Annotated in this window: 17 protein-coding genes and 1 pseudogene; 10 read left to right on the forward strand and 8 right to left on the reverse strand. The window is 63.8% G+C overall.

Going from position 1 to position 19,531, the window contains the following annotated elements:
* Window positions 1-194 precede the first annotated feature (194 nt).
* Together nosP and nahK are read left to right on the forward strand one after the other, a co-directional pair.
* Window positions 195-1,358: a nitric oxide-sensing protein NosP gene (gene nosP / locus SOP95_RS26460; protein WP_323608846.1), complete on the forward strand. Its 1,164-nt coding sequence runs from the start codon at window positions 195-197 to the stop codon at window positions 1,356-1,358.
* Window positions 1,327-3,921, forward strand: coding sequence for a hybrid sensor histidine kinase/response regulator NahK/ErcS' (nahK, locus tag SOP95_RS26465; protein ID WP_274074800.1), 2,595 nt, complete (start codon window positions 1,327-1,329; stop codon window positions 3,919-3,921). Before nosP ends, nahK begins: the two co-directional genes overlap by 32 nt.
* A 121-nt stretch (window positions 3,922-4,042) precedes the next feature.
* Here nahK and SOP95_RS26470 read toward each other — a convergent pair whose 3' ends face one another.
* From SOP95_RS26470 to SOP95_RS26495, 6 genes are all read right to left on the reverse strand, one after another.
* Complete coding sequence (locus tag SOP95_RS26470; RefSeq protein WP_046817100.1) at window positions 4,043-4,708, reverse strand: response regulator transcription factor; 666 nt, start codon at window positions 4,706-4,708, stop codon at window positions 4,043-4,045.
* A 56-nt stretch (window positions 4,709-4,764) separates the two neighbouring features.
* Window positions 4,765-5,322 carry a PQQ-dependent catabolism-associated CXXCW motif protein gene (locus tag SOP95_RS26475; RefSeq protein ID WP_323608847.1) on the reverse strand — a complete coding sequence of 186 codons (558 nt, stop codon included), beginning with the start codon at window positions 5,320-5,322 and terminating at the stop codon, window positions 4,765-4,767.
* 118 nt (window positions 5,323-5,440) lie between these two features.
* Complete coding sequence (locus SOP95_RS26480; protein ID WP_274074709.1) at window positions 5,441-6,232, reverse strand: ABC transporter permease; 792 nt, start codon at window positions 6,230-6,232, stop codon at window positions 5,441-5,443.
* A complete protein-coding gene (locus SOP95_RS26485) occupies window positions 6,229-6,960 on the reverse strand; it encodes an ABC transporter ATP-binding protein (RefSeq protein WP_323608848.1) in 732 nt (243 codons plus the stop codon). The genes SOP95_RS26480 and SOP95_RS26485 overlap by 4 nt, the downstream gene beginning before the upstream one ends.
* Entirely contained in the window at window positions 6,957-7,916 is a 960-nt protein-coding gene (locus SOP95_RS26490) for a YVTN family beta-propeller repeat protein (RefSeq protein ID WP_274074711.1), read from the reverse strand. The genes SOP95_RS26485 and SOP95_RS26490 overlap by 4 nt, the downstream gene beginning before the upstream one ends.
* A 28-nt stretch (window positions 7,917-7,944) precedes the next feature.
* A complete protein-coding gene (locus SOP95_RS26495) occupies window positions 7,945-9,129 on the reverse strand; it encodes an ABC transporter substrate-binding protein (protein WP_323608850.1) in 1,185 nt (394 codons plus the stop codon).
* Window positions 9,130-9,286: 157 nt separating this feature from the next.
* Between SOP95_RS26495 and SOP95_RS26500 the strand changes: the two genes are divergently transcribed.
* Genes SOP95_RS26500 through SOP95_RS26510 form a run of 3 tightly spaced genes read left to right on the forward strand, consistent with a single transcriptional unit; the run spans window position 9,287 to window position 11,309 of the window.
* Window positions 9,287-9,409, forward strand: coding sequence for a hypothetical protein (locus tag SOP95_RS26500; protein WP_274074713.1), 123 nt, complete (start codon window positions 9,287-9,289; stop codon window positions 9,407-9,409).
* Window positions 9,410-9,411: 2 nt separating this feature from the next.
* Entirely contained in the window at window positions 9,412-10,674 is a 1,263-nt protein-coding gene (locus tag SOP95_RS26505) for a HAMP domain-containing sensor histidine kinase (protein WP_323608851.1), read from the forward strand.
* On the forward strand, window positions 10,671-11,309 hold the full coding sequence (locus tag SOP95_RS26510) for a response regulator (protein WP_274074715.1): 639 nt from the start codon (window positions 10,671-10,673) through the stop codon (window positions 11,307-11,309). Before SOP95_RS26505 ends, SOP95_RS26510 begins: the two co-directional genes overlap by 4 nt.
* Window positions 11,310-11,448: 139 nt before the next feature.
* Here SOP95_RS26510 and SOP95_RS26515 read toward each other — a convergent pair whose 3' ends face one another.
* Both SOP95_RS26515 and exaA read right to left on the reverse strand, forming a co-directional pair.
* Window positions 11,449-12,096: a pentapeptide repeat-containing protein gene (locus SOP95_RS26515; RefSeq protein WP_274074716.1), complete on the reverse strand. Its 648-nt coding sequence runs from the start codon at window positions 12,094-12,096 to the stop codon at window positions 11,449-11,451.
* Window positions 12,097-12,187: 91 nt separating this feature from the next.
* The gene (exaA, locus tag SOP95_RS26520; RefSeq protein ID WP_274074717.1) at window positions 12,188-14,080 is read right to left on the reverse strand and encodes a quinoprotein ethanol dehydrogenase; all 1,893 of its coding nucleotides are present in this window, start codon (window positions 14,078-14,080) and stop codon (window positions 12,188-12,190) included.
* A gap of 253 nt (window positions 14,081-14,333) precedes the next feature.
* Between exaA and pedF the strand changes: the two genes are divergently transcribed.
* From pedF to SOP95_RS26545, 5 genes and pseudogenes are all read left to right on the forward strand, one after another.
* Window positions 14,334-14,795: a cytochrome c-550 PedF gene (gene pedF, locus SOP95_RS26525; protein ID WP_274074718.1), complete on the forward strand. Its 462-nt coding sequence runs from the start codon at window positions 14,334-14,336 to the stop codon at window positions 14,793-14,795.
* A 3-nt stretch (window positions 14,796-14,798) separates the two neighbouring features.
* Window positions 14,799-15,674, forward strand: a pseudogene (locus tag SOP95_RS26530) (substrate-binding periplasmic protein).
* A 9-nt stretch (window positions 15,675-15,683) separates the two neighbouring features.
* Entirely contained in the window at window positions 15,684-16,451 is a 768-nt protein-coding gene (locus SOP95_RS26535) for a quinoprotein dehydrogenase-associated SoxYZ-like carrier (RefSeq protein ID WP_274074720.1), read from the forward strand.
* Window positions 16,452-16,467: 16 nt separating this feature from the next.
* Complete coding sequence (locus SOP95_RS26540) at window positions 16,468-17,406, forward strand: quinoprotein relay system zinc metallohydrolase 1 (protein ID WP_323608852.1); 939 nt, start codon at window positions 16,468-16,470, stop codon at window positions 17,404-17,406.
* A gap of 253 nt (window positions 17,407-17,659) precedes the next feature.
* The gene (locus tag SOP95_RS26545) at window positions 17,660-19,435 is read left to right on the forward strand and encodes a PQQ-dependent methanol/ethanol family dehydrogenase (protein WP_274074722.1); all 1,776 of its coding nucleotides are present in this window, start codon (window positions 17,660-17,662) and stop codon (window positions 19,433-19,435) included.
* Window positions 19,436-19,531: the final 96 nt, after the last annotated feature.

Raw genomic sequence — 19,531 nt, forward strand, 5'->3', positions numbered from 1 at the left:
GGCTTGCCGGCGAAGGCGATTTCTATGACGCCTTCGCCGGCAAGCCGGGCTCCTACAGGGGGGTGGTGTTCGCGGGATCTGCGACACAGCTCTCATCCCATTGAAGCGCCTGCCTGCTACCCAAGTAGCATTCGTGACCCTTCGCAGGCTTCGTACACTCGTGCCTCATACACACGCACCTGCGAGGGGCGACCATGCAGCAGGTCCAGAACGAAGGGATCGTCAGTGCGATGTCCCAGGCCACCGATCCCCAACAGGTGGCGCAGGAGCTGGCGCGGCAGTTGCTGCACCCGCACCTGGGGTTCGTGTTGTTCTTCTGTTCCGCCGAATACGACTTGCAGGCACTGGGTGGCGCCTTGCAGCAAGGGTTCGGCGGGATACGCCTGGCGGGGTGCACCAGCGCCGGGGAAATCACCCCGCAGGGTTACGGGCGCAATTGCGTGACGGCGGTGGGCTTCGATCATCGTTACTTTTCCATCGCCCTGGAACTGATCGACGAAATGGAGCACTTCAGCCTGATCGACGCGCAGCAGATGGTCGAGCGCCTGGTCAACGGCTGTCGCAGCAATACCCTGGCTCCGATCAAGGGCAACAGCTTTGCCCTGACCTTGCTCGATGGCCTGTCCAGCCGCGAGGAAATGGTCCTCGCCGCCTTGAGTGCGGCGTTGGGCGACATTCCGCATTTCGGCGGCTCGGCCGGTGACGACAACTACCTGACCCACACCCATGTCTACTTCGACGGCGGCTTTCGCAGCGGTGCGGCGGTGGTGGTGCTGGTCAATACCTGGCTGGACTTCGAAGTGTTCACCACCCATCACATCCTGCCGCGCGCGGAGAAGCTGGTGGTCACCGGCGCCGACAGCACCACGCGGCGAGTCTTCGAACTCAACGCCGAGCCGGCCGCCGCCGAGTACGCCCGGCACATCGGCGTGCCGGTGGCCGAGCTCGACCACCGGATCTTCGCCGCACACCCCCTGGCGGTGCGCATCAACGATCAATACTACGTTCGCGCCATCCAGCAGGTGCATCCGGACCTGAGCCTGAGTTTTTATTGCGCCGTAGAGAACGGCATCGTCCTCACCGCCATGACCCCGGGGCCGATGCTGCCGAACCTGCAACGCCTGTTCGACGGCTTGCAGGAGCGCCTCGGCGACCTGTTGTTGACCATCGGTTGTGACTGTTTCCTCAGGCGCCTGGAGCTGGAAGACTCCGGCAGCCTGGAGCAGATCGGCAGTTTCCTGCGCGAACAGCGGGTGATGGGCTTCAACACCTACGGAGAACAGTTCAATGGCATGCACATCAACCAGACCTTCACCGGCGTTGCCATTGCCCGCGGCCGCTCCCTTGGACAGCGCTGAACTGCGGGCGCAAATCGCCGTCCTGCAGCACGACAATCAGAAACTGCAGCGCATCAACGCGGCGCTGATCGAGCGCATCGAGTCCGGCATCACCCGCGGCAACGATCCCTATGCCGCGTTCCAGCATTCGGTGGTGCTGGCCGAGCAGGTGCGTGAACGCACCGATGCCTTGAACCAGGCCATGGCCGAGCTCAAGGCGGGCAACCACCTGCTCAGCGAAGCCCGCCTGCGTGCCGAAACCGCCCATCAACACCTGATCGACGCCATCGAGAGCATTTCCGATGCCTTCGTGCTGTTCGATGCCGATCAACGCATTGTCCTGTTTAACAGCCGCTTCAGGGCGTTCTGGACCCACAGCCGGGTGCGGATCAACGCCGGCATGCGCCTGGGCGAGGTCAAGCGCCTGATGATGAACAACGGGCCGTTTACCGAGGAGCCGCGCGGGCACGCCGATGAGAACCTGCTGTATCGCCTGCAGGACGGGCGCTGGCTGCAGGTCAGCGAGCGGCCGACCCAGGAGGGCGGGCGGGTGATCCTGTTCACCGACATCACCGACGTCAAGCAGAGCGAAACCATGCGCCGCGAGCAGGCGGTGGCGCAGAAGTCGCACTTGCTGCAACGGGCGGTGGACAACCTGTCCCAAGGCGTGGCCATGGTCAACGCCGAGGGCATCCTGGAGCTGTGGAACCGGCGGTTCCTGGAACTCAGCGGCCTGGCGCCGGTGGCGGCCCATCGGCCCTTTGCCGAAGTCATCGCCGACAGCGAGTTGACCCTGCTGACCCCGGCCAGTCGTGGCGCGAACGGGCGTCCCGTGCAGGATTGCGAACAGCGCCTGTACGATGGCCGGGTCCTGGAAATTCGCACCCATCCACTGCCGGCCGGTGGTTTCGTCAACACCTTCACCGACATCACTGAGCGCTACCAGCACGCCCAGGCCCTGAGCGAAAGCGAGCGCTGGATTCGCCTGATCACCGACCATGTGCCCGCGCTGATCGCCTACCTCAATGCCGACCTGGTCTACGAGTTCACCAACAAGGTCTACGAAGAATGGTACTGCTGGCCGCGCGGCGTGATGCTCGGCCAGAGCCTGCGCCAGGTGCATAGCGAGCAGCATTACCAGCGCCTGGAGTCCTACGTGGCCAGGGCGCTGGCCGGGGAGAGCGTGACCTTCGAATTCGCCGAGACCAACGTCAACAACCAGGAGCGCTACATGTTGCGCTCCTACGTGCCCAATCGCCTGGCCAGTGGCGAGGTGGTGGGGATCTTCGTGTTGATCCGCGACATCACCGAACGCCGGCGTACCGCCGAAGCGCTGCACCAGGCCTATCAGAACCTCGAACTGCGGGTGCGCGAACGCACCGCCGAACTGACCCAGCTCAACGACCAGTTGCTGCGTGAAATCGACGAGCGCCGGCGGGTCGAGTCACGCTTGCGTGAGGCCAAACTGGAGGCGGAACAGGCCAACCTGTCGAAGACCAAGTTCCTCGCCGCGGTCAGTCACGACCTGCTGCAACCGCTGAACGCCGCGCGGTTGTTCACCAGCGCCTTGCTGGAGCGCCGCGAGCCGATCGCCAACGAGCATCTGGTGCGCAATGTCAGCAATTCCCTGGAAGATGTGGAGAGTCTGCTGGGCACCCTGGTGGATATTTCCAAGCTCGATGCCGGCGTGATCAAGGCCGATGTGGCGCCGTTCGCCTTGAGCGAACTGCTGGAAAATCTCGCCGCCGAATACACCGAGGTGGCGCGCAGCGAGGGCCTGCAACTGCATTTCATCCCCTGTTCGGCACTGGTGCGCAGCGACATCCAGTTACTGGCGCGCATCCTGCGCAATCTGTTGAGCAACGCCATTCGCTACACCTACAGCGGTCGTGTGGTGCTGGGTTGTCGGCGGCATCAAAGCAGCCTGTCGATCGAGGTCTGGGACAGCGGCATGGGCATTGCCGAGAATCGCCTGGAAGAAATCTTCCAGGAGTTCAAGCGCGGCGACGTGCAACGTCCGGATCAGGATCGTGGGTTGGGCCTGGGGCTGGCGATTGTCGAGAAAATCGCCGGCATCCTCGGGCACCGCATCCACGTGCGCTCGTGGCCTGGCCGGGGCTCGATGTTCGCAGTGGAGGTGCCGATCAGCGCCACCGCGCCCAAGCCATTGCCGAGCCTGCCGATGAGCGAACCGATGCTCGAACGGCTGCGCGGGGCGCGGGTCTGGGTGCTGGACAACGATGCGACCATTTGCGCCGGCATGCGTACGTTGCTGGAGGGATGGGGCTGCCGGGTGGTGACGGCGCTGTCGGAAGATGACCTGGCGCGGCAAGTGGACAACTACCATGCTGGCGCCGACCTGTTGATTGCCGACTATCACCTGGACAACGACCAGAACGGCGTCGATGCTGTCGCGCGGATCAACGCCCGCCGCGCCTGCGCGATCCCGGCCATGATGATCACCGCCAATTACAGCAACGAGCTCAAGCAGCAGATCCGCGAACTGGGGCATACCCTGATGCACAAGCCGGTGCGGCCGATGAAGCTGAAGACGGCGATGAGTCATTTGCTCGCCAGGCCATGAGTTATTTGGTGTTTGTGAGGGCCTCTTCGCGAGCAAGCCCGCTCCTACAGGGATCTGCGTCGTACACAAATCCCCTGTGGGAGCCGGCCTGCCGGCGATGGGAACGACGCGGTCTTCTGTTTCAACGCCGCAAATAAGACCCGAAATCAATATCTCCGGCACTCAGGATCGCCTGCACCCGGTTGTGCACGTTGAGCTTGCGAAGGATTGCCGAGACGTGGGCCTTGACCGTGGTTTCGGCGATTTCCAGGGTGTAGGCGATCTGCTTGTTCGATTCACCCTTGGTCATCCGCTCCAGCACCTGCAGCTGCTTGCGGGTCAGGGCCTGCAACAGTTCCGGCGGGAAGCTCGGGGCATCGTTCATGCGCCGGTGGGTGCTGCTTTTGGTGGTGCGGATAATGTCCGGGGGCAGGTAGACATTGCCATTGAGAATCTGCTGGATGGCCTCGGTCATCTGGGCACGGGGCGAGGACTTGGTGATGAAACCCACCGCGCCGTAGGTGATGGCCTGCAGGACGATCTGCTTGTCCTGCTCGGCGGAGACGATCACCACCGGAATGGTCGGCGCTTCGTTGCGCAGGTTGATCAGGCCATTGAGCCCGTGCATGCCGGGCATGTTCAGGTCGAGCAGGATCAGGTCCAGGTCATCGTGCTCCTGGGTCAACGCCAGGGCGCTGTCCAGGTCGGCGGTTTCCATCACCTCGCTACCGGCAAAACCATCGCTGATGACGTTGTGTATGGCTTCGCGAAACAGCGGGTGATCGTCGGCAATCAGAATTTTGTACATGGCCTTTCACCTCATTATTTTGATTATGGTGTGGCAACTACAGGCACGCGTAAAGCTCAGGGAAAGGGTTCGGGCAAAGCGGGTGCGACCGGCAGGCTGGCGGCTTGCCAGGCGTCGAGGCCATCGCGGTACCAATACAGTGTCTTATAGCCCAAAGAGGCTGCGCGCTTGACGGCGTTCCAGCTCAACCAGCAGTCGGCCCGGCAGTAAAAGACCAACGGTTGCCCCGGGTCGCCGGCGGTCAGCTTTTTCAGGTGGTCGGCGAAGTAGGCCTGCCATTGCGCCGTCAGCTCTCCGTCGCCGGTGTTCGCCAGCCAGTGGCTGCCGGGCAGGTTTTCGTGGGGCTGGTCTTCGATGAAGCGGCCTTGCAGCCATTGGCGACGGTAGACGTCGATCAGCAGCGGGCGCGGCTTTTGCCCGAGCAGCGCTTGCAGGGCTGGGGTGTCGATGATGGTCGCGCCTGGCAGTTGTTCCGGCGTGGGGCTGCGGTACAGGTCGATGCGATAGCCATCGGGGGAAAACAGCGGGGCTTGCGCCTGTGCACCGCCCAGCCACAGGCCCAGCGACAGCGCAGCGAGAGTGGGACGCAGCAGGTGACGTCGGGCACGCGGCATGGGGTCTGGTCCTTATAGTTATGCAGCCATTACATGCCAGTCGCGAGGCGTTGGGAATGCGACGATAGACAGGTAGGACCAGTACTAAAGTATTAATTTTCCATGCTCAATTTCGTGGTCAGGTGGATTTGCGCAGGGCGGCGTGTTGCGGGTTGAAGGTGAGTACGGCCAGTAGCGAAAACAGCAGGGTCAGGCCCACGCACACCGCCAACGCCAGCGGATTGAACCGCTCATACAAGGCAAAACGCACCAGCTCGACCGCATGGGAAAACGGGTTCAGCGCGCACAACCAGTACAGCCACTCGCTCGCCTCGCGCATTTTCCACAGCGGATAAAGCGCCGATGACAGGAAAAACAGCGGGAAGATCACGAAGTTCATCACCCCGGCGAAGTTCTCCAGCTGGCGGATCGCGTTCGACAGCAACAGGCCCAGGGCGCTGAGCATCAAGGCCACCAGCAGCAACACTGGCAGGGCCAGCAGCAACCCCATGACCGGCGGCTGCACGCCGTAGAGCCAGGCAATCGCCAGGAAGGCGTACACCTGCAGCAGCGAAATCAGCGATGTGGCCAACAGCTTGCTGCACAGCAGGAAGGTGCGGGGCAGGGGGCTGGTGAGCAGCACGCGCATGCTGCCCATCTCGCGGTCGTAGACCATCGACAGTGACCCCTGCATGCCGTTGAACAGCAGGATCATGCAGGCCAGCCCGGGGATGATGTAGACCTCGTACGGGATGTAGGTGTCGTAGGGTTCGATGATGGCGATGCCCAGCGCGGCGCGAAAGCCCGCGGCGAACACCAACAGCCATAGCAATGGCCGCACCAGGGCGCTGAGAAACCGCGTGCGTTGCAGCACGAAACGCAGCCATTCGCGCAGGACGATGCCGCGCAAACATTGCCAGTACGCGTTCATTGGGCAGCTCCTGAGGTGGTCAGTCGGGTGAAGGCCGAGTCGAGGTTGCCGCCGTGCTCCAGGCTCAGTGCGTCGGCCTGTCCGCTGGCCACCAGGCGGCCCTGATGGAGGATCAACAGGTCGTCGCTGGCCTGTACTTCGTCGAGCAGGTGGGTGGTCCAGAGCACGCTGATGTGCTGCTCGTGGCACAGCTTGCGAATGTGCTGGTTGAGCGCCAGGCGACTGGCCGGGTCGAGGCCGGCGCTGGCTTCGTCGAGCAGCAACAGGCGCGGCTCGTGCAGCAGTGCACGGGCGATTTCCACCCGGCGGCGATGGCCGCCATTGAGTTCGCGCACCCGTTCGCCACGGCGCTCGCAAAGGGCCTGGCGGGCCAGTTCCGCGTCGACCCGCAGGCGCGTCTGGCGCCGGGACAAGCCATGCAGCGCGGCGTGATAACGCAGGTTCTGCTCGACGCTGAGGTCCAGGTCCAGGGTGCTTTGCTGGAACACCACGCCCAGTTGTTTCAGCGCCGGGCGCGGGGCGCTGCGCAATGAACAGCCGCCGACCCGGATATCCCCGTGCTGCAGGTCATAGAGCCTTGTCAGCAGCGCGATCAGGGTGGATTTGCCGGCGCCGTTGGGCCCCAGCAGCGCGGCGAAACGCCCGGGCGCCAAGCTGAAGTTCACCTGGCGCAGGGCCTCCCGAGGGCCGTAGGCAAAGCTCAGGTCGCTGACCTCCAGGGCGTTCATGGGGTCACCACCACGCCCCACGGATATCGTCCGACCTTCACCGATTTGCTGACCTTGAGGCTGTCGACATCGATCACCGAAACGTCACCGCTGACGCCGTTGGTGGCCAGCAGCTGCTTTTGATCCGGGGTGAATGCCATCTGCCAGACCCGTCGACCCACCAACAGGTAGTCGAGAATCTCGAAAGTTTTGGCATCGATCACCGCCACATGATTGGCCGGGCCGAGCGCGACGAAGCCGTACTTGCCGTCGGCACTGAGCTTGACGCCCACGGGTTGGACCTTGTCCGGATGCACGCCCTTGATCTGGAAGTTCAGGGTCTTGAGGATCTTGCGGCTGGCGACGTCGAGGATGGTCACGGTGCCGCCGATTTCCGCTGAAGCCCACAGCTGTGAACCGTCCGGCGAGAACTCGACGAAGCGCGGGCGCTGATCCACCAGCGTGCTGTCGGCCAAGGTCTGGGTGCTGGTGTCGATCCAGTGCAGCATGTTGGTGGTTTCGCTGGTGTTCACCGCCCACTTGCCGTCGGGGCTGACGGCCATGCCTTCGGGCTCGACGCCGACGTTGATCTGGCCGAGGACTTTGGACGTCTCGGTGTCGATCACCGTGACCAGCGCATCGTCTTCGTTGGAGACATACAGCCAGCGATTGTTGGGGTGCAGGGCGAATTGCTCGGGGTCCTTGCCCGAGGGCAGTTCCTTGATGATCTTGCGGGTGGCCACGTCCATCACCTGGACCCGGTCCGAGTCGCTGGCGCAGATGTACAGCAGCTTGTTGTCGTGGGACAGCAGCAGACCACGGGGGCGTTGGCCGACGGGCAGGGTGTCGGTGACTTGCAGGGTCTGCATGTCGATCAGGCTGAGGCTGTTGTCCTTTTCATTGGAGACCCAGGCGGTGCTGGCGACGGCGTGGCTGGCGGCGAGCAGCAGGGCGCAGGAAAGAAGAGTGCGGCGCATGGCAGTTTCCTTGTTGTAGTTGTCGTATTCAGGGAAAGCGGCAGCTGACCTCGGGCTTGTCGTAACCCAGGCTGTCCATCTCGTTGAACGGGTGCAGGAAACCGTCCTGGGGCGAGGTGCTGACCAGCGCCCGCGGCTGCACGATCGGAATCGGTTGGCGCAACTGGCCGTTCCAGGGGCGGTAGCTGAGCTTGCGGCCCTTGAAACCGTCCAGCGGCAACTGGTCGCTGATTTCCAGGTCGCGGATCGCCATCGGTTCGGTCTTCCGGGATTTGCTCACGGCGCTGGCGATGCTGCGCACGGCCATCCACGCGGCGAAGTCGCGGTCGTTCATCCAGCGGCCGGCCAGGGCTTCGAAGCGCTTCTGCAGCTGGGCGGCGCCGTAGGTTTCCACGGTCTTGTGCCAACCCACCGGGGTCAGGCCCTGAGTCCCGGCGACCGGGCGCGGGTACCAGGTCTGGTAGGGCACGTATTCGCCGAAATCGCCGCGCTCATCGGCCACCAGCACCACATCGTATTCGGCGGTCTGGGTGAACAGCGGCATGTCGGCCTGGGCGCTGCGCCGTTGATCGTTGTCGAAACTCCAGGCTTTCTCCGCCACCAGTTGCAGGCCGAAGCGCTTGGCCGCTCGGCGCAGGGCGGCGGCGTAGGCTTGATCGTCGGTGGTCGGGCCGACGATCAGCAGCGCTCGTTGCCATTTGCGCACTACCAGAAATTGCGCCAGCGCATCGGCGAGCATCGCCCGGCTCGGCAGGCTGTGCAGCACGTTGGGCAGGCAATCGGTGCTGCGCAGGCTGTCGTCGGGGCTGCCGGCGTTGAACAGCAGGCTGTCGGGCAGCGCAGCACTGAGTTGGCGCAGGCTGCTGGCCGGTGCGTTCACCACGAACAGGCGCAGGCCTTGTTCATGCTGGGATTTTGCCGCTTCGAGCAAGGCTTGCGGGTTGTCGACACTGGCGCTGACCAGACTGTAGGCGTGATTGAGAAAGCGCCCAGTGCTGTTGCTGTCGGTGATCGCCAGTTCGGCGCCGCGCAGCCCGGCATCGGTGGGTTCGGCAATGACGTTCGACAGCAGCGGGCCAGGGTCCGGGCGATAACCCAGGTAGCCGATGCGCACCTGCAAGGGCGCGTCCGCCGCCTGGCTCTGGGTGACCAACCCGGCGGCGCAGGCAATCGCCAGCAGGTAGATCAAGGCGTAAGGGGCAAGCTGGCGCATAGGGCACTCCATTACAGGTAGCGCCAGCATAGGAAGCCCGGGCAGGCGTGGAAATATGCAGAAAGTACCAACCAGCCAGTACCAAGGTAGTAGCCCGTACCGGGCGGCGCGGTTTTAGCATGGGCAATAAAGGCCACGACTCTGGAGGGGACTGGGCATGCGTATCGTCAAGGCACTGCTGTTGCCGCTCCTGCTGATTCTCACCCTGATCGGCGTCGACCGGCTCCATGGCCCGCGTCCCGCACCTATGCAGGTGATGCCCGCGACACCGGGGCGCTAGGCATGTCGGCCCTGTGGCGGATCAACCTGTGGGTCTGCGGCTTTTTCGCGCTGGTCACCCTGGCGTGCACGGCGTTGCTGGTGCATCAGGCGCTGGCGGATGTGGAGCGTGAACTGCAATCGGCCGAAGCGGTGGTCGAGTACCTGAGCGAAACCGCCGCCCGTGACCCGGTCAGCCTGCAACCACGGCTGACCCAAGGCCTGCGCCATGTGCGTGTGCACTGGCTGGTGGCGGATGAACAACCCCGGCCAGCCGTGCAGGACGGGCTCGATGCCTGGCTCGCACGCTTGTTGTTCACTGAGGGCCGACACGGCGCAAGCGTTCTCGATCTGGCCGATGGCCGACGGGTGCAGATCGCAGTCGACCCGCGGGATGAAATCGACGAAGTCCGGGATTCCCTGCAACAGCTGCTCAGCCTGTGCGCGATGGCCCTGCTGGTCAGTCTGTTGACCATCCGCTGGGCCGTGCGCCGCGGCATGGGCTTGCTCGATGAGTTGCTGCGGGCGCTGCAGCAGGTGTGCGCCGGCCAGCTCAAGGTGCGCCTGCGCACCCAAGGGGGGCCCGAGGCTCGCCAACTGGCGGTGCATTTCAACCGCATGACCGCGGCGCTGGAACAGGCCGGCAGCGACAACGCCCGGCTGACCCAGGCCTTGCTGGCCGTACAGGAACAGGAGCGCACCCAACTGGCCCAGACCCTGCACGACGATCTCGGTCAGTACCTGGCCGGCATCCGTGCCCAGGCTTGTCTGCTGCGCCTGGTGGCCGATCAGCCGGCAACCGTCGAGCGCACCATGGTGGAACTGGAGCACAACTGCGAACACCTGCAACAGGGCTTTCGGGCATTGGTGCACAACCTCTATCCGGTGGTCCTGCAACACCTGTCGCTGGCCGACGCCATCCGCTTGCTGGTGGAGCAATGGCAGGGCCGCCAGGGCATCGATTGTCGACTGCGCCTCAGTGCGCAGTTACCAACGCTGTCGGCGCCAGACAAGACCCATCTGTACCGCTTGCTGCAGGAAGCCCTGACCAACATCGCCCGGCATGCCGACGCCAGCCAGGTGCGGGTGCGCCTGCAACATCAGGGCGCGCGCCTGCGCCTGCTGGTGCGCGATAACGGTCGCGGCGCCGCGCAACCCCAGCGCCCCGGCGTCGGCTTGTATTCGATGCGCGAACGCGCCCGTAGCCTGGGCGCCGAGTTGCGCATCATCAGTCACCCCGGCGCCGGTTGGGCGCTGGCCTTGAGCATGCCCCTGGAGGTTTCATGAGTATTTTGCTGGTCGATGACCATGCGGTAGTCCGCCAGGGCTACGCCAGCCTGTTGCGCGCCCTGTTGCCGGCGCTGCAGGTGCGTGAGGCGGCAACGGGGGAGGAAGCGTTGCTGCGCGTTCAGGAGAGCGTGCCGCAGCTGGTGATCATGGATTTCGGCTTGCCCGGCATCAGCGGCCTGGAAACCACCCGGCGCTTGCGCCAGCGCTTGCCGCAACTGCGGGTGCTGTTTTTCAGCATGCACGATGAACTGCCGCTGGTGCGCCAGGCACTGGACGCCGGGGCCGCGGGTTACCTGACCAAAAGCTCGGCGCCAGAAGTGTTGATCGAGGCGGTGCGGCGCGTGCTTGCCGGGCACGCCTACATCGAACAGCCGCTGGCTACGCAACTGGCTTGCCATGCGCAACAGGACGCCAGCGACCCGCGCCTGCAGAGCATGACCCAGCGCGAGCTGGAGATTTTCGTGATGCTCGCCAAGGGCACCCCGGCGCGGCAGATAGCCGAGCAACTGAGCATCAGCAGCAAGACGGTTTCCAATCACCTGACGTTGCTCAAGAGCAAGTTGCAGGTGAGCTCCCATGCCGAGCTGGTGCATCTGGGGATTGATATGGGGGTGGTGCGCAAGGCGGGGTGACTCGCTCGTCCATTCAACACCCATCCCCTGTGGGAGCGGGCTTGCTCGCGAAGACGGTGTGTCAGTCACGAAAATGCTCAATGACACTCCGCTTTCGCGAGCAAGCCCGCTCCCACAGGGGGGGTGTGTTGCATTCAGGTCATTTGTCCCATGTCGTCGGGCACCCCGTACAGCCCTCCATGTTCGCATCCTGAAAATTCGCATAGTGCTGGCGCGAGCCGCTGAGGTTGGCGTGCTCCAGGTTGCTTTCACCCAACTTGGCCTCCTGCAGGTTGGCGTCGCTCAGGTTGGCATCCTTGAGGTCGGCCTTGCTCAGCCAGGTCATCTCCAGGTCGGCGGCGCGCAGGTTGCTGTTGTGCAATCTGGCGCCGGAGAGGCGGGCGAATTGCAGGTAGGCGGCGCTGAGGTCGGCGTTGGCGAATTGCGCGCCCTGGGCGAACATCCCCCAGCCCTGGATCGCCACCAGCGTGGCGCCGGTGAAATCCGCCAGGCGCGCATTGCTTTGCTGCAGGCTCGCGCGGGTCAGATTAGCACCCTGTAGGCGGGCCTTTTCCAGGTTGGCGAGGTCGAGGCGGGCGTGGCGCAGGTCGGCCTCGCGCAGGTCGGCGCCGCTGAGGTTCATGTTGCGCAGGTCCTGGTTGCTCAGGTTGGCGCCCTTGAGGTTGGCGCCGGGGCACTGGCTGTGTTCGGCGATGGTGCAGCCGTTGATGATCAGGGGGGTCTCGTCGCCGTTGTCGGCGTGGGTCGGGAGGGCGCTTAGCAATAGCAGCAGGGGAAGGTACTTCATGGCGGGCGTCTCGTTGTGAGGAGGGGCGCAATCGCCAGCAAGCCGGCTCCTACAGGTTCGCGTTGTAGGCGCAGGTTGCTGGCGGTGGGGATCAGCGTTTCGCCGTCTGGTTATCCCAGCTCGGGATCTTGAACACCCAGAACGAGCCGCCCTGGGCCACCGGCTTGGTCAACTCCGCCATGTCGCCGCCCCACAACGGCACCGCGCCGCCGTAGCCGACGGTCACGCCGATGTACTGCTCGCCGTCCTGTTCCCAGGTGATCGGCGGCGAGACGATGCCGCTACCGGTCTGGAATTTCCACAGCTCCTTGCCGGTTTTCGCATCGAAGGCCTTGAAGAAACCGTCGCCGGTACCGGTGAACACCAGGTTGCCCTTGGTCGCCAGCACGCCGGCCCACAGCGGCAGGTGTTCCTTGTGCTCCCAGACCACCTTGCCGGTGGTCGGGTTCATCGCCCGCAGGGTGCCGACGTGATCGTCGTACATGCGCTTGATGCGAAACCCCATGCCCAGGTAGGCCGAGCCTTTCTTGTAGTTGACCTCTTCGGTCCAGTATTCCTCTTTCCATTGGTTGCCCGGAATGTAGAACAGCCCGGTGTCCTGGCTGTAGGCCATGGGGTTCCAGTTCTTGCCGCCGAGGAACGGCGGCGAGACTTCCACCGGCTTGCCCTTTGTCTCCCCCGGCAATGGCTTGACCGGGCGCTGGCCTTCGTTCTCCACCGGGCGGCCGGTCTTGAGGTCGATGTGGCTGGCCCAGGTGATGTTGTCGACGAAGGGGAAGGCGTTCTGCAATTTGCCGTTGTTGCGGTCGACCACGTAGAAGAAACCGTTGCGGTCGGCGTGGCCGGTGGCCTTGACCGTCTTGCCGTCCTTGTCTTTGTAGTCGAACAGCACCAGCTCGTTGTTGCCGGAGAAGTCCCAGGCATCGTTCGGCGTGTGCTGGTAGAACCATTTGACCTCGCCGGTGCTCGGGTCGACGCCCACCTGGCCGGAGGTGTAGAGGCTGTCGTAATCGTGCGGGTTGCCGTCCTTCGAGGTGCGCGCCCAGGTGTTCCAGGGGCCCGGATTGCCGGCGCCGACGATGATGGTGTTGGTGTCGGCATCGAAACTGGCGCTCTGCCAGGGTGCGCCGCCGCCATGGCTCCAGGCTTCGACCTTTCCGGTCTCGGTGGTCGGATCGTTCGGCCACGACGGCGCCTTGACGTCGCCGGTGGGGGTGCTGTCCTTGCCGTTCAGGCGGCCCATGTGGCCTTCGACGAAAGGCCGCATCCAGACTTCTTCGCCGGTGTCCGGGTCGCGGGCGTAGAGCTGGCCGACCACGCCGAACTCATCACCGGAACTGCCGTGGATCAGCAGCACCTTGCCGCTGGTCTTGTCCTTGATCAGCACCGGGGCGCCAGTCATGGTGTAGCCCGCGGCGTGGTCGCCGAACTTCTTGTTCCACACCACTTTTCCGGTGTTCTTGTCCAGGGCGATCAGCCGCGCATCGAGGGTGCCGAAGTAGATCTTGTCGCCATAGATCGCCGCGCCGCGGTTGACCACGTCGCAGCACGGACGAATGTTGTCCGGCAGGCGGTGGTTGTAGGTCCACAGGCGTTTGCCGGTCTTGGCATCCAGGGCGAATACCCGCGAATACGAGCCGGTGACATAGACCACGCCGTCCCTGACGATGGCCTGGGATTCCTGGCCGCGCTGCTTCTCGTCACCGAAGGAATAGGACCAGGCCGGGGTCAGCTTGAACACGTTCTTGTCGTTGACCTGGGCCAGGGGACTCCAGCGCTGGGCATTGGTGCCCATGCCGTATTGCAGCACGTCTTTCGTCGTCAGGTGGTCGTTGGCAATGTCTTCCCAACTGACGTTTTTGCCAGCGGTGGCCGGGGTGGACTCGGCATGACCAGTAGCACTCAGGGACAGGCTGGCGGCCAGCAAAAATGTCTGCACGGCGACGGTCAGGGGGGAAAGGGCGGGTAGCGATCTTATTGTCATGGTGGCAGTTCCCAGTGGAGGTTTTGGCCTGCACAGGGTGGGGCGCCCGCCGTGTGGCGGATACGGAAAATGTCCCGCCGTTGCCGGGAAAAATTCCCAGGGGCCACCTGATTTGGGCGTCCCTCCAAGGCCTTACTACCAAGGGACTAGACGGCGGCCACCAAAGCAGCATGGGGTCAGCGCGTCGGGGTTCCTAAGATGGTTGCCATAGCCTCTGCCAAGAGGTCTTGCGTGCAATCCAGAGGGCATAACAATGACAACAAAACGCAACGCCTTGCTCGTTGCCGGACTGCTGGCCGGCTTTATCAGTGCAGGTTCCGTATGGGCCCACGGCAATGTGGTGCCACAAGCCGTTGAGACCAAAGGCCTGACCCCGATCAAGGATGCCGGCGTCCAGGTGGATGGCGACGGCTGGGCCGCCGTGAACCCTTACCGCAGTTCCCCGGAGCACGACAAGGCAGTGGAAATCGGCTCGTCGGCCTACAACCAGAACTGTGCGGCCTGCCATGGCCTGGAAGCCAAGTCCGGTGGTATCGCGCCGGACCTGCGCATGCTCGATGTCGGCGAGGCGGGCGATGAATGGTTCGTTGAGCGGGTGCGCCATGGCGCGGTGCGTGACGGCCGCGTGTATATGCCGAAGATGGCCGACTACCTGAGCCAGGAAGCCCTGTGGGCGGTGCGCAGTTACCTGGACAGCGTCCACGTCGAGGAGTGACCCATGCGCCTGCTCGCGGTGTTGATCGGCGCTGTGTGGCTGTGCTGCCAGTCGGTGCAGGCGCAGGTTCGCAACTATGACGAAATGATCGCCGCCGGGGAGCTGAAAGTGGCGGTCTACAAGGATTTTGCCCCCTACAGTTTTGAAGACGCCGGTCAGCCCCGGGGTGTCGATGTCGAACTGGCCCAGGCGCTGGCCAAGGCGCTGGGCGTGCGCCTGACGCTGATCTGGGCGCCCGCCGGGTAAAAGCTCGACGACGACCTGCGCGATTACATCTGGCGGGCCAGCCCGCTGCACAACCAGCAACTGGCCGACCTGATGATGCGGGTGCCGTACGACCGCGATTACGCGCAGAAACGCAACGAATTCGGCGAGATGGAAAACGGCCATGTGGTGATGTTCGGCCCATACCAGAACGAGCAGTGGCAGGTCGCCTACGACCGTCGACGGCTGGACAAGGTGGCCAGCGTCGCGGTGTTCGAGCAACACCCGATCGGCGTCGAGGTCGACAGCGTGCCCTCGTTCTACCTGACCTCGGTGTTCAACGGCATGCTCGCCGGCAAGACCCGTCACTACCCGGGCGTGCCCCAGGCGTTTGCGGCGATGAAGGCCGGCGAGGTCGACGCGGTCATGGCCATGCGCGGCGAGATCGACTGGCAAGTGCATGAAGCGGCCGACCCGCAGTTGACCCTGGCGGAAAACGCCTACCCGAACATGGGCAAGCAGCTCTGGGAGATCGGCATGGCGGTGCACGAAAGCAACCGGCAATTGGCCTATGCCGTGGAGGAGGCGCTGGAAGGCCTGATCCGCGAAGGCTCGGTGAAAACCATCTATGGCCATTACGGCCTGCGTTACGACGTGCCCGAGATGTACCAATAGGAGCAAGGGATGATCTGGCGAGGGAGTTGTCTGTTGGTCGTGTGGCTGATCCTGAGCCCGGCTGCCCGGGCGGTGGACATCGATCCGGGCCAGGATCCGGTACCGTCGGTGATGTGGGCCTTCTATCACAAGCAGATGCTGGGCGATGCGCCGTTCGTGTTCGACCAGCGGGTCAAGCTGCTGGCGCCGCCATTCGCCGAAGATGCCCGGCAAGTGCCCCTGGAAATCGACGCCCGGGCGTTCAAGGGCGAGGTGGTGAAAATCCTTGCCTGGGCGGAACTCAATCCCCTGCCGAAAATCGTCGATTTCGAACCGCTGGATGGTGTGTTGCCGTGGCTGTCGATCCGCATCCGCGTCGAACAGGCCACGCCCTTGCGCGCGGCGGTGTTGACCCGTGACGGGGTGTGGCATGTCGGTTCGACCCTGATCGACGCGGCAGGCGGCGGTTGCACCGCGCCCAGCGTGGTACGCACCCAGGCGGGCTGGGAAGAACACATCGGCGAAGTGCTGGGCGGCCGTTACCCGCGGGAGGCATTCAGCCGCGTGCGCCTGCAGGTGGCGCATCCAATGGACAACGGCATGGTCAGCGGCATCCCGGAATTTTTCCTCAACCATGCCGAGTTGCGCAATCAGCACGATCAGCTTTTGGCCCGCCTCGAGCTGTTCCCCGCCGTCAGCGAAAACCCCAGCCTGGCCTTTGATATCGAAGGGGCAGGGCCGACGCGCCTGTTGTTGCGCGATAACAGCGGCAATCGGTTCGATGCGTCGATCCCCTGAATCCAAGGAGTCTGTCATGCGCTGGATGCTGCTGTTGTTGATCGGCCTGGGCCTGCCGGCCATGGCCGAACTCGAGTACTCGCTCAAGCCCAGGCAGATCGCCGAAGACACCTGGCTGCTCGAAGGCAGCACCGACAATTTCGCCAGGGATAACGGTGGCAACATCGTCAACACGGCGTTCATCGTGACCGAGCGGGGCGTGGTGGTGATCGATACCGGACCGTCCAGGCGTTATGGCGAGGCCATGCGCCGGGCCATCGCGGCGACCACCGACAAGCCGGTGATCCAGGTGCTGTTGACCCATCATCACCCCGACCATGTGCTGGGCAACCAGGCGTTTACCGACGTGCCGATTGGCGCACTGGCCGGCACCAGCGAGCTGCTGCAAAAGCAGGGCGATGCCATGGCCGAGAACATGTACCGGCTGGTGGGCGACTGGATGCGCGGCACCGAAGTGGTGTTGCCGACGCAGGCGCTGACGCCGGGTGTGGAAAGTTTTGGGAATCACGATTTGCGCCTGCTGAGCCTGGGTGGGCATACGGGTGCGGATCTGGCTATTCTCGACCAGAAAACCGGCGTGCTATTCGCCGGGGACCTGGTGTTTTATCAGCGGGCGCTGACCACGCCCAACAGTCCGGGGCTGGCGGTGTGGCTGGCCGACATCGCGACCCTGCAGGCTTTACCCTGGACACTGATCGTGCCCGGCCACGGCGCGGTCGCCAGCGATCCACAGCCCTTCGCGCAAATGCGCGACTACCTGGGCTGGCTCGATCAGTTGATGCGCGACGGCGCGGCCAACGGCAGCGACATGAGCGAGATGATCCGCAGCCCGATTCCCGAGCGCTTTGCCGGGATCAACCTCAGCCGCTACGAATTGATCCGCAGCGTCAGTCATTTGTACCCGCGTTACGAGCGAGTGCAGATGACCCGAGTCGACTCCAACTCAAACAACTGACCCACCCAAATCCCCTGTGGGAGCGGGCTTGCTCGCGAAAGCGGTGTGCCAGGCAATACATACGTTGAATGTAAAGGCCTCTTCGCGAGCAAGCCCGCTCCCACAGGGGGTGTTGGTCGGCATCCGACCCTGTACCAAGGAACTAGAAAACTCCACATTGCGGGCAATTGTTGTCCGGGCGGCGGCGCCCAAGAATCTGCACCAGACCGGGAAAATTTCCCGGAAATAACAAAAAACTGCAGAGGAAGCCGTCATGACTCAACCCGCACGTCGCCAGCCCTTCGTCTTGAGCCTGCTGCTCAGTGCCATGCTGTTGTCCGGCCAGGCCTTGGCCGGGGTTTCCGACCAGGACATTCTCCAGGATCCCAAGAACCCCGAGCAGATCGTCACCAACGGCCTCGGCGTACAGGGTCAGCGCTACAGCCCGCTGGAGATCCTCAACGTCGACAACGTCAAGGAGCTGCGACCGGTGTGGGCGTTCTCCTTCGGCGGGGAAAAGCAGCGCGGCCAGCAGGCGCAGCCGATGATCAAGGACGGCGTGATGTACATGACCGGCTCCTATTCGCGGGTGTTCGCCGTGGATGCGCGTACCGGCAAGAAGCTCTGGCAATACGATGCGCGCCTGCCGGATGACATCCGCCCCTGCTGCGACGTGATCAACCGTGGCGTCGCGCTGTACGGCGACCTGGTGATCTTCGGCACCCTCGACGCCAAGCTCGTGGCGCTGAACAAGGACACCGGCAAGGTGGTCTGGAGCAAGAAAGTCGCCGACCACAAGGAAGGCTACTCGATCAGCGCCGCGCCGCTGGTAATCAACGGCAAGCTGATCACCGGCGTGGCCGGTGGCGAATTCGGCGTGGTCGGCAAGATCGAAGCCTACGACCCGAAGAACGGTACTTTGCTGTGGAGCCGGCCAACGGTGGAAGGCCACATGGGTTACGTCTACAAGGACGGCAAGGCCGTGGAAAACGGCATCTCCGGCGGCGAAGCGGGCAAGACCTGGCCGGGCGACCTGTGGAAGACCGGCGGCGCCGCGCCTTGGCTGGGCGGTTATTACGACCCGGAAACCAACCTGCTGTTGTTCGGCACCGGCAACCCGGCGCCCTGGAACTCGCACCTGCGCCCTGGCGACAACCTCTACTCGTCGTCGCGCCTGGCGCTCAACCCGGACGACGGCACCATCAAGTGGCACTTCCAGAGCACGCCCCACGACGGCTGGGACTATGACGGCGTCAACGAGTTGGTGTCGTTCAACTACACCGAGGGCGGCAAGGAAATCAAGGCGGCGGCCACCGCTGACCGCAACGGTTTCTTCTACGTGCTGGACCGCACCAACGGCAAATTCATCCGCGGCTTCCCGTTCGTGGACAAGATCACCTGGGCCACCGGCCTGGATAAGACCGGTCGGCCGATCTACAACGAAGCCAGCCGTCCTGGCGCACCGGGCACGGAAGCCAAGGGCAGCTCGGTGTTCGTCGCGCCGGCCTTCCTCGGCGCGAAAAACTGGATGCCGATGGCCTACAACCGCGACACCGGCTTGTTCTACGTGCCGTCCAACGAATGGGGCATGGACATCTGGAACGAAGGCATCGCCTACAAGAAAGGCGCGGCGTTCCTCGGTGCCGGTTTCACCATCAAGCCGTTGAATGAAGACTACATCGGCGTGCTGCGGGCGATCGACCCGAAAACCGGCAAGGAAGTCTGGCGCCACAAGAACTTCGCGCCGCTGTGGGGCGGTGTGCTGACCACCAAGGGCAACCTGGTGTTCACCGGCACGCCGGAAGGATTCCTGCAGGCGTTCAATGCCAAGACCGGCGAGAAGGTCTGGGAATTCCAGACCGGCTCCGGCGTGCTCGGCTCGCCCGTGACCTGGGAAATGGACGGCGAACAGTACGTCTCGGTGCTCTCCGGCTGGGGCGGCGCCGTGCCGCTGTGGGGCGGCGAAGTGGCCAAGCGGGTCAAGGACTTCAACCAGGGCGGCATGCTCTGGACCTTCAAGTTGCCCAAAGACCTCGTTGCCAAACACTAATCCCCAGTCCACCGCATAACCCCCCCACATTTGGGTGTGTGCAACGCCTACGACCAAATGACGAGAGCTCCTCCTGCCAACGATGCATTCGTCTGG

This window comes from Pseudomonas sp. YuFO8 (assembly GCF_035065025.1).
Taxonomy (GTDB): Bacteria; Pseudomonadota; Gammaproteobacteria; order Pseudomonadales; family Pseudomonadaceae; genus Aquipseudomonas; species Aquipseudomonas putida_AE.

Bases quoted from the DNA above. Each gene is read 5' to 3' on its own strand.
- SOP95_RS26490 (WP_274074711.1), bottom strand. From the start codon at position 7,916: ATGCGCCGCACTCTTCTTTCCTGCGCCCTGCTGCTCGCCGCCAGCCAC.
- SOP95_RS26495 (WP_323608850.1), bottom strand. From the start codon at position 9,129: ATGCGCCAGCTTGCCCCTTACGCCTTGATCTACCTGCTGGCGATTGCC.
- SOP95_RS26480 (WP_274074709.1), bottom strand. From the start codon at position 6,232: ATGAACGCGTACTGGCAATGTTTGCGCGGCATCGTCCTGCGCGAATGG.
- SOP95_RS26505 (WP_323608851.1), top strand. From the start codon at position 9,412: ATGTCGGCCCTGTGGCGGATCAACCTGTGGGTCTGCGGCTTTTTCGCG.
- nosP (WP_323608846.1), top strand. From the start codon at position 195: ATGCAGCAGGTCCAGAACGAAGGGATCGTCAGTGCGATGTCCCAGGCC.
- SOP95_RS26510 (WP_274074715.1), top strand. From the start codon at position 10,671: ATGAGTATTTTGCTGGTCGATGACCATGCGGTAGTCCGCCAGGGCTAC.
- SOP95_RS26540 (WP_323608852.1), top strand. From the start codon at position 16,468: ATGCGCTGGATGCTGCTGTTGTTGATCGGCCTGGGCCTGCCGGCCATG.
- SOP95_RS26515 (WP_274074716.1), bottom strand. From the start codon at position 12,096: ATGAAGTACCTTCCCCTGCTGCTATTGCTAAGCGCCCTCCCGACCCAC.
- SOP95_RS26535 (WP_274074720.1), top strand. From the start codon at position 15,684: ATGATCTGGCGAGGGAGTTGTCTGTTGGTCGTGTGGCTGATCCTGAGC.
- SOP95_RS26475 (WP_323608847.1), bottom strand. From the start codon at position 5,322: ATGCCGCGTGCCCGACGTCACCTGCTGCGTCCCACTCTCGCTGCGCTG.
- pedF (WP_274074718.1), top strand. From the start codon at position 14,334: ATGACAACAAAACGCAACGCCTTGCTCGTTGCCGGACTGCTGGCCGGC.
- SOP95_RS26470 (WP_046817100.1), bottom strand. From the start codon at position 4,708: ATGTACAAAATTCTGATTGCCGACGATCACCCGCTGTTTCGCGAAGCC.
- SOP95_RS26500 (WP_274074713.1), top strand. From the start codon at position 9,287: ATGCGTATCGTCAAGGCACTGCTGTTGCCGCTCCTGCTGATTCTCACC.
- SOP95_RS26485 (WP_323608848.1), bottom strand. From the start codon at position 6,960: ATGAACGCCCTGGAGGTCAGCGACCTGAGCTTTGCCTACGGCCCTCGG.
- exaA (WP_274074717.1), bottom strand. From the start codon at position 14,080: ATGACAATAAGATCGCTACCCGCCCTTTCCCCCCTGACCGTCGCCGTG.
- SOP95_RS26545 (WP_274074722.1), top strand. From the start codon at position 17,660: ATGACTCAACCCGCACGTCGCCAGCCCTTCGTCTTGAGCCTGCTGCTC.